Source organism: Streptomyces sp. NRRL WC-3626, assembly GCF_000718785.1.
In the GTDB taxonomy this organism is placed as follows: domain Bacteria; phylum Actinomycetota; class Actinomycetes; order Streptomycetales; family Streptomycetaceae; genus Streptomyces; species Streptomyces edwardsiae.
In genome coordinates, this window is sequence record NZ_JOCA01000018.1 from 182,782 (window position 1) to 190,470 (window position 7,689).

Annotated in this window: 7 protein-coding genes; 2 read left to right on the forward strand and 5 right to left on the reverse strand. The window is 72.6% G+C overall.

The genetic code is table 11. The features are described 5' to 3' along the window. Positions 1-103 precede the first annotated feature (103 nt). The 4 genes from whiA to uvrC are packed head-to-tail and all read right to left on the reverse strand — an operon-like array spanning position 104 to position 5,233. Positions 104-1,093 (reverse strand): DNA-binding protein WhiA, encoded by a 990-nt coding sequence (gene whiA / locus IF28_RS0125415; protein WP_030224649.1) that lies wholly within the window; start codon positions 1,091-1,093, stop codon positions 104-106. Further along, positions 1,084-2,151: a gluconeogenesis factor YvcK family protein gene (locus IF28_RS0125420; protein ID WP_030224651.1), complete on the reverse strand. Its 1,068-nt coding sequence runs from the start codon at positions 2,149-2,151 to the stop codon at positions 1,084-1,086. The genes whiA and IF28_RS0125420 overlap by 10 nt, the downstream gene beginning before the upstream one ends. Beyond that, positions 2,148-3,149: an RNase adapter RapZ gene (gene rapZ / locus IF28_RS0125425; RefSeq protein ID WP_030224652.1), complete on the reverse strand. Its 1,002-nt coding sequence runs from the start codon at positions 3,147-3,149 to the stop codon at positions 2,148-2,150. Before rapZ ends, IF28_RS0125420 begins: the two co-directional genes overlap by 4 nt. Further along, the gene (gene uvrC, locus IF28_RS0125430; RefSeq protein WP_030224653.1) at positions 3,149-5,233 is read right to left on the reverse strand and encodes an excinuclease ABC subunit UvrC; all 2,085 of its coding nucleotides are present in this window, start codon (positions 5,231-5,233) and stop codon (positions 3,149-3,151) included. Before uvrC ends, rapZ begins: the two co-directional genes overlap by 1 nt. 160 nt (positions 5,234-5,393) lie before the next feature. Here uvrC and IF28_RS39505 point away from each other — a divergent pair, with 160 nt between their 5' ends. Continuing rightward, positions 5,394-5,552 (forward strand): hypothetical protein, encoded by a 159-nt coding sequence (locus IF28_RS39505; protein WP_199809034.1) that lies wholly within the window; start codon positions 5,394-5,396, stop codon positions 5,550-5,552. A 661-nt stretch (positions 5,553-6,213) separates the two neighbouring features. Then, positions 6,214-7,161 (forward strand): hypothetical protein, encoded by a 948-nt coding sequence (locus tag IF28_RS0125435; protein ID WP_030224654.1) that lies wholly within the window; start codon positions 6,214-6,216, stop codon positions 7,159-7,161. Between the two features lie 10 nt (positions 7,162-7,171). Here the strand turns inward: IF28_RS0125435 and IF28_RS0125440 are convergent, their stop codons facing one another. After that, a complete protein-coding gene (locus IF28_RS0125440) occupies positions 7,172-7,594 on the reverse strand; it encodes a Rieske (2Fe-2S) protein (RefSeq protein ID WP_030224655.1) in 423 nt (140 codons plus the stop codon). Positions 7,595-7,689: the final 95 nt, after the last annotated feature.

Consider the following 7,689-nt stretch of genomic DNA (forward strand, 5'->3'; position numbering starts at 1 on the left):
AGGCTCATGACACAACATGATCGAGTCAAGGGTGCCGCCCCGACACGCGAGAACCGGCGCCGGTCACCCAAGTGGGCGCCTGCGCCGGTTCTCTGACTGGCTGTCAGACCATCAGCTTGTCGTCCAGCTCCTCGCCGAGGTTGGCCTCCGTACCCGGGATGCCGAGGTCGGAGGCGCGCTTGTCGGCCATCGCCAGCAGCCGGCGGATGCGGCCGGCCACGGCGTCCTTGGTGAGCGGCGGGTCGGCGAGCGCGCCCAGCTCCTCCAGGGAGGCCTGCTTGTGCTCCATGCGCAGCTGGCCGGCGGCGGCGAGATGCTCCGGAACGTCGTCGGCGAGGATCTCCAGGGCGCGCTGGACGCGGGCACCGGCGGCGACGGCCGCGCGGGCCGAACGGCGCAGGTTGGCGTCGTCGAAGTTGGCCAGCCGGTTCGCCGTGGCGCGGACCTCGCGGCGCATCCGGCGCTCCTCCCAGGCCAGCACCGACTCGTGCGCGCCAAGTCGGGTGAGCAGCGCGCCGATCGCGTCGCCGTCGCGGACCACGACCCGGTCCACGCCCCGCACCTCGCGCGCCTTGGCGGCGATCGACAGCCGGCGGGCGGCGCCGACCAGGGCGAGCGCGGCCTCGGGGCCGGGGCAGGTCACCTCCAGGGAGGAGGACCTGCCGGGCTCGGTGAGGGAGCCGTGGGCCAGGAAGGCGCCGCGCCAGGCCGCCTCGGCGTCACAGGTGGCCCCGGACACCACCTGCGGGGGCAGGCCGCGGATGGGACGGCCGCGGCCGTCCACCAGGCCGGTCTGGCGGGCCAGCTGGTCACCGCCCGCGACCACCCGTACGACGTAACGCGAGCCGCGGCGCAGTCCGCCCGGGGCCATCACGATCAGCTCGGAGCTGTGGCCGAAGATCTCCAGGATGTCCCGCTTGAGGCGGCGGGCCGCCATCGCGGTGTCCAGCTCCGCCTCGATCACGATGCGCCCGCTCACCAGGTGAAGGCCGCCGGCGAACCGCAGAATGGCGGAGACCTCCGCCTTTCTGCAGCAGGTCCGGGTGACGGGGAGCCGGGAGATCTCGTCCTTCACCGCTGCCGTCATCGCCATGGGCCGATCCTTCCATGCATCCGAAAAATACGGTCGTACGCGGCGGCCAACAGCTCCGGGTCGTGCCGGGGGCTTCCGTCGGGCCGGGCCACCGGGGCCAGCTCGACCGCGGCCCCGAACCGCTGGGCCGCATCGGCCAGCGAGTCGCGGTCGGGCACGGCGGCCTCGTCGGCGAGCACCACGTCCAGGGCGAGTTTAGGGGCGTGTCGTCCCAAAACCTCCAAATGACGCTGCGGGGAGAAGCCCTCGGTTTCTCCCGGCTGCGGAGCGAGGTTGAGTGAGAGTACCCGGCGCGCCTTGGTCTCGATGAGGGCGTCCAGCAGTTCCGGCACGAGCAGGTGCGGAATGACCGAGGAGAACCAGGAGCCCGGGCCGAGCACCACCCAGTCGGCGTCGAGGACCGCGGCGACCGCCTCGGGGACGGCGGGCGGGTCGTTCGGCAGCAGGTGCACGGACTGTACGTCGCCCGGCGTGAGGGCGACGGTGGCCTGGCCGCGGACGGTGCCGATCTCGTCGGGCCGCTCCGGGTCATGCCCCCTGACCAGGGCCTCGAGTTCCAGCGGCACGGCGGACATGGGCAGCACGCGCCCGTGCGCGCCGAGCAGCCTGCCCACCAGGTCCAGCGCCAGGACATGGTCGCCGAGCTGCTCCCACAGGGCGACGATCAGCAGATTGCCGACCGCGTGCTCGTGCAGATCGCCCTGGGACTGGAAGCGGTGCTGGATGACGCGCGCCCAGGTCTGGCCCCAGTCGTCGTCACCGCACAGCGCGGCCAGGGCTTTGCGCAGGTCGCCGGGTGGCAGCACACCCAGTTCGTCACGCAGCCGGCCGCTGGAGCCGCCGTCGTCGGCCACGGTGACGACGGCGGTGAGGTCGCCGGTGATCCGGCGCAGCGCGGCGAGCGACGCGGACAGGCCCATGCCGCCGCCGAGGGCGACGACCTTCGGCTGGGTGCCCCGGCGGCGCGGTCTCGCCCCACGGGTCTCGGCCGGCCGGCCCGCGCGGCCCTCGGGGACCGCCCTGCGCAGCCGGCTCAGCCGCGGTGTACGTCGTGTCATTCCCGTCCCATGTCCCGGTGGACCACCACCGTCTCCACGCCCTCGGCGACGAGCCGCGCGGCGAGCTTCTCCGACATGGCGACCGACCGGTGCTTGCCGCCGGTGCAGCCGACGGCGATGGTCACATAGCGCTTGCCCTCACGACGGTAGCCCGCGGCGATCAGCCGCAGCATCTCCGCGTACCGGTCGAGGAACTCCTTGGCGCCGGGCTGGTTGAAGACGTACGACGCCACCTCCTCGTTGAGACCGGTGTAGGGGCGCAGCTCGGGGACCCAGTGCGGGTTGGGCAGGAACCGCATGTCCACGACCAGGTCGGCGTCGACCGGAAGGCCGTACTTGAAGCCGAACGACATGACGGTGGCGCGCAGCTCCGGCTCCTCGTCGCCGGCGAACTGGGCGTCCATCTTGGCGCGCAGCTCGTGCACGTTGAGGCTGGAGGTGTCGATCACCAGGTCGGCGTCGCCGCGCAGTTCGCGCAGCAGTTCACGCTCGGCGGCGATGCCGTCGACGATCCGGCCGTCGCCCTGGAGCGGGTGCGGGCGGCGCACCGACTCGAAGCGGCGCACCAGGGCCTCGTCGGAGGACTCCAGGAAGACGGTCCGCCGGGTGACGCCCCGCCCGTCGAGGCCGGCGAGGGACTCGCGGAGGTTGTCGAAGAAGCGCCGGCCGCGGACGTCGACGACGACCGCGATGCGGGCCACGTTGCCCTGTGAGCGCGCGCCGAGCTCCACCATGGTGGGAATCAGCGCGGGCGGCAGGTTGTCCACGACGAACCAGCCCAGGTCCTCGAGACACTTCGCGGCCGTCGAACGGCCGGCCCCGGACATCCCGGAGATGATCACCAGCTCGGGGATGGCCGCTTCCGGCACCCCGGCCTTTTCCTTGCCCGTACCCACCTGTGCTCCGTCGTCCTGGCGGGCGGCGGCGCCGCCGCTCCCGCCCGTCTCCTGCTGTGTCCGGTCCCGCTCCGGTGCGGGTCCCGCCTCGTGCTTCGTCATCACTCCTGCCCCCGTCGTTCGTCTGGGGCGCCCGTGGCGACGGGCTCCCCGGCAAAACCCGTCGGCTGCCCGGGTTCTTCCCTGTCCTCCATGATCTCGCCCGTCGCGGTGTTCACGGCGGGGGCGGCGGGTGCCGCCTGTGCGAGGGCCGCGACGATCGTCTCGGCCGTCTTGCGGCCTATGCCCGGAACCTCGCAGATCTGGTCGATTGTCGCCGATCGCAGCCTCTTCACCGAACCGAAGTGCTTGATCAGTGCCTGCTTACGGGTCTCGCCGAGCCCCGCCACCTCGTCCAGCGGGCCGGACCGGAAGCGTTTGGCGCGCTTGGCGCGCTGATAGGTGATCGCGAACCGGTGGGCCTCGTCGCGGACCCGCTGAAGCAGGTAGAGGCCCTCGCTGGTGCGTGGCAGCACCACCGGGTCGGCGTCGCCCGGCAGCCAGACCTCCTCCAGCCGCTTGGCGAGCCCGCACACGGCGATGTCGTCGATGCCCAGTTCGTCCAGCGCCCGCCGGGCCGCCGCGACCTGCGGCGCGCCGCCGTCGACGACGACGAGCTGCGGCGGGTACGCGAAGCGCCGGGGGCGGCCGTCGTCCTCCGTGAGGGTGCTCGCGGGCGGCTCGCCGAGACCGCCGGAGGGCCCCTCGGCGCCGGGCTCGTCGCCGTCCGTCCACTCCCCCGTGCGCTCCTTCTCGGCGAGGTAGCGGCGGAAGCGGCGGGTGATCACCTCGTGCATCGAGCGGACGTCGTCCTGCCCCGCGAAGCCCTTGATCTGGAAGCGGCGGTACTCGCTCTTGCGGGCCAGTCCGTCCTCGAAGACGACCATGGAGGCCACCACGTCGTCGCCCTGGAGGTGCGAGATGTCGTAGCACTCGACACGCAGCGGGGCGCTGTCCAGCTCCAGCGCTTCGGCGATCTCCTCCAGCGCGCGCGAGCGCGTGGTCAGGTCCGAGGCCCGCTTGGTCTTGTGCAGCACGAGCGCCTGCCGGGCGTTGCGCTCCACGGTCTCCATCAGGGCCCTCTTGTCCCCGCGCTGCGGGATCCTGAGGGAGACGCCGGAGCCGCGCCGCTGGGTCAGCCACTGCTGGACCGGCTCCACCGGGTCGGGCAGGGCGGGTACCAGAACCTCCCGGGGAACCGCGTCGCCGGTCTCCTCGCCGTAGAGCTGCTGCAGCGCGTGCTCGACCAGGGCGGCGGTGGTGACCTCCTCGACCTTGTCGGTGACCCAGCCGCGCTGGCCGCGCACACGTCCGCCGCGTACGTGGAAAATCTGGACGGCCGCCTCCAGCTCGTCCTCGGCGACCGCGATCAGGTCGGCGTCGGTCGCGTCGGCGAGCACGACCGCGCTCTTCTCCATGGCCTTCTTCAGGGCCCCTATGTCGTCGCGCAGACGGGCGGCCCGCTCGTACTCCATCTCCTCGGCCGCGTCCGCCATCTGCCGCTCCAGACGGCGCAGATACGTGCCCGTGCGGCCCGCCATGAAGTCGGAGAACTCCTCCGCCAGTTCCCTGTGGTCCTCGGCGGAGATGCGGTCCACGCAGGGCGCCGAGCACTTGTCGATGTAGCCGAGCAGACAGGGGCGGCCGGTGCGGGCGGCGTTCTTGAACACCCCGGCCGAGCAGGTGCGCACCGGAAAGACGCGCAGCAGCAGGTCCACGGTGTCGCGGATCGCCCACGCGTGTCCGTACGGGCCGAAGTAGCGCACGCCCTTCTTCTTGTGACCGCGCATCACCTGCACGCGCGGGAACTCCTCGTTCATCGTCACCGCGAGGTAGGGGTAGCTCTTGTCGTCGCGGTACTTCACGTTGAACCGGGGGTCGTACTCCTTGATCCAGGAGTACTCCAGCTGGAGCGCCTCGACCTCCGTGGACACCACCGTCCACTCCACGGACTCGGCCGTGGTGACCATGGAGCGGGTGCGCGGGTGCAGCCCGGCCAGGTCCTGGAAGTAGTTCGCCAGGCGCTGGCGCAGGCTCTTCGCCTTTCCGACGTAGATCACCCGGCGGTGCTCGTCGCGGAACCGGTAGACCCCCGGCGAGTCGGGGATCTCACCCGGTCTGGGGCGGTAGCTGGAGGGGTCGGCCATGTCTCACACCCTACTGGCGGGGACCGACACCGCGACGGGCCTGTGGACGGGGGTTACGGCGGTCCGGGAACGGGAAGGTGGGGGTTCCGTCCTCCGGGTGATCGGCGGGCGGTCATGAAGGCGTTCGAAGAGGGCGGTCACCACGCGGAGGGCGGGTCGAATGCGACAGACACGGATCGAGAAATCACGAAGGCCGTCCCGCTCCCGCCACCCCTACGACGACCCGTTCCCCCTCACCGACCCCCGGGACCCCGACATCGTCCGCGCGAAGCGGCTGCGGGCACGAGCGGAGGGGCGGGGTGAGGGCGGGACGCCGTAGGGGTCGACGGCACGGGGCCGTGCGGGCACGGCGCCATCGAGGCTCACGGCGGTGCGGGCACGGCGCCATCGAGGCTCACGGCGGTGCGGGCACGGCGCCATCGAGGCTCACGGCGGTGCGGGCACGGCGTCCGGAGGGGCAGGGCCCGTGGGAGTGACCGGCCCGTGCGGAGGCAGCGCCTACGGGGAGACACAGAAACCGTGGGAGCGGGAAGTCGGACCGGCCGGTGCACGGGCCCGTGGGGGCAAGGACCGTAGGAACACGGCGCTGCCGCGCGCGGGCAGCCCCGGCGGGGACGCGCGGCCTGTGGGCGCGCTGATCCCCCTGGCGCGACGGCCATGGGCACGCGGAGCCCCTCGGGGTACAAGGCGCACGGGAGCGCCGCGCCCGGTGTGGGGCGCGGGGCCGAGGGGGCGTACGGCCGGCGGTGGGTCGTCGTACCCATGGTTCGTGGGGCCGGCGGTCCGTAGGGTCGGGTGTCGGCCGCCGTTGGGCGTCAGGTGTTGTCGGGACTAGGTCAACACGCTTCAATGCGTGGGAACTCCGGGCCCTGAACGACGGCGTACGGATGTGAAGACTCCGCCGCGCCGGCCGGGTGGCTCCGGGGTGCCCGCGCGAACGGTCTGACCAGCCGTCGTGGACTCCACAGAAAGGCCCCTGCATGCCGCACGCCACACCGCACGCGGACCCCGCCACCGCGGAACTGGACTCGGCCCTGCGCGGCGGCCCCTTCCACGTCGCCCTGCGCGCGGCGATCGCCGCGCGGGGGCTGCCGCTGCAGCGGGTGCAGCACCATCTGTCACGCCACGGCGTGAAGGTCGGCGTCACCAGCCTGAGTTACTGGCAGCAGGGAGCCCGCCGCCCGCAGCGCCCGGAGTCCCTGCGCGCCGTACGCGCGCTGGAGGAGATCCTGCAACTGCCGGAGGAGTCGCTGATCCGGCTGCTCGCCGAACCGGACCAGCATCCCGCCGACCGGCGTTCCACCGGGCGGTCCCACCGCACCCTGGTCGAGGCCTCGGGCGTACGGGAACGGCTGCTGACCGAATTCGGCACCCCGCGCGACGGCGGACTGCACACCCTGGGGCAGCACGAGCGGATACGGATCGGGGCGCGGCGCGAACTGGCGGAGCGCGAGTCGCACCACATCGTGCGCGCCCACCGGGACGGCGTCGACCGCTATGTGGCCGTCCACCACGGCGACCCCGGTGCGGTACCCGAGCGGATGACCGTGCGTGCCCTGGAGAACTGCCGCACCGGTCGCGTCCGCCTGCACCGGGACAGCGGAGTGCTCGCGGCGGAGCTGCTCTTCGACATCCGGCTGCGAGCCGGTGACACCTTCCTCTTCCGCTACGTCGTCGAGGACGGCACGGCGGGCGTGTCGCACGAGTACGTCCGCGGGGCGGACTCCCCCGGCGGCCAGTACGCGCTCCAGGTCTGCTTCGACTCCGGGACGCTCCCGGTGCGCTGCCACCGGTTCACCCAGCATTCCGCGGCGGCACCGCGCGGGGGCCATCAGGAACTGGCGCTCAGCGGACGGCACCGCTCGGTGCACCTGGTGGAACCGCGCGTGCGGTCGGGCTATGTGGGAATCGCCTGGGACTGGGAGTGACCGACCCGGGTCAGCCCCGGGGCTCGGCGACCAACGTGCCGTTCTTCACCTCGACGGTCAGCGACTTCAGAGGGGCCACGGCCGGCTCGCGCAGCACCTTGCCGGTGGTGGCGTCGAACTCGCTTCCGTGACAGGGGCAGATCAGCTTCGTGCCCTCGAGCTTGTTGATGGCGCATCCCGCGTGGGTGCAGACGGTGTTGTACGCCGTGAGGGTCCCGTCCCCGCCCCGGCTGACCACGACGTTGTGCTCCCGGTACAGCTTCGCCCCACCCTCGGCGACCTCGCTCTCGGGACCGAGTTCGACAGGCCCGGCCAACGGAGCCTGCGCCCCGTCCCCGCCACCCCCGCACGCACTGACCCCCAGCCCGGCGACAGGAGCGAGCGCCACCCCCCGCAAGACAGCCCGCCGACTGGCAGCAACCCGCCCGGACATGAGATCTCCCCTTGCAAAGCACGGCACACCTGAACACCAGCGACGATACCGGCCGTCCCTGATCACCCCCCACCCCGCCCCGCACCGGCCCGCCC

What these genes read in the sequence shown, in the direction of transcription:
- whiA (WP_030224649.1), bottom strand. Translation starts at nt 1,093, where the DNA reads ATGGCGATGACGGCAGCGGTGAAGGACGAGATCTCCCGGCTCCCCGTC.
- IF28_RS0125440 (WP_030224655.1), bottom strand. Translation starts at nt 7,594, where the DNA reads ATGTCCGGGCGGGTTGCTGCCAGTCGGCGGGCTGTCTTGCGGGGGGTG.
- IF28_RS0125435 (WP_030224654.1), top strand. Translation starts at nt 6,214, where the DNA reads ATGCCGCACGCCACACCGCACGCGGACCCCGCCACCGCGGAACTGGAC.
- IF28_RS0125420 (WP_030224651.1), bottom strand. Translation starts at nt 2,151, where the DNA reads ATGACACGACGTACACCGCGGCTGAGCCGGCTGCGCAGGGCGGTCCCC.
- rapZ (WP_030224652.1), bottom strand. Translation starts at nt 3,149, where the DNA reads ATGACGAAGCACGAGGCGGGACCCGCACCGGAGCGGGACCGGACACAG.
- uvrC (WP_030224653.1), bottom strand. Translation starts at nt 5,233, where the DNA reads ATGGCCGACCCCTCCAGCTACCGCCCCAGACCGGGTGAGATCCCCGAC.
- IF28_RS39505 (WP_199809034.1), top strand. Translation starts at nt 5,394, where the DNA reads ATGCGACAGACACGGATCGAGAAATCACGAAGGCCGTCCCGCTCCCGC.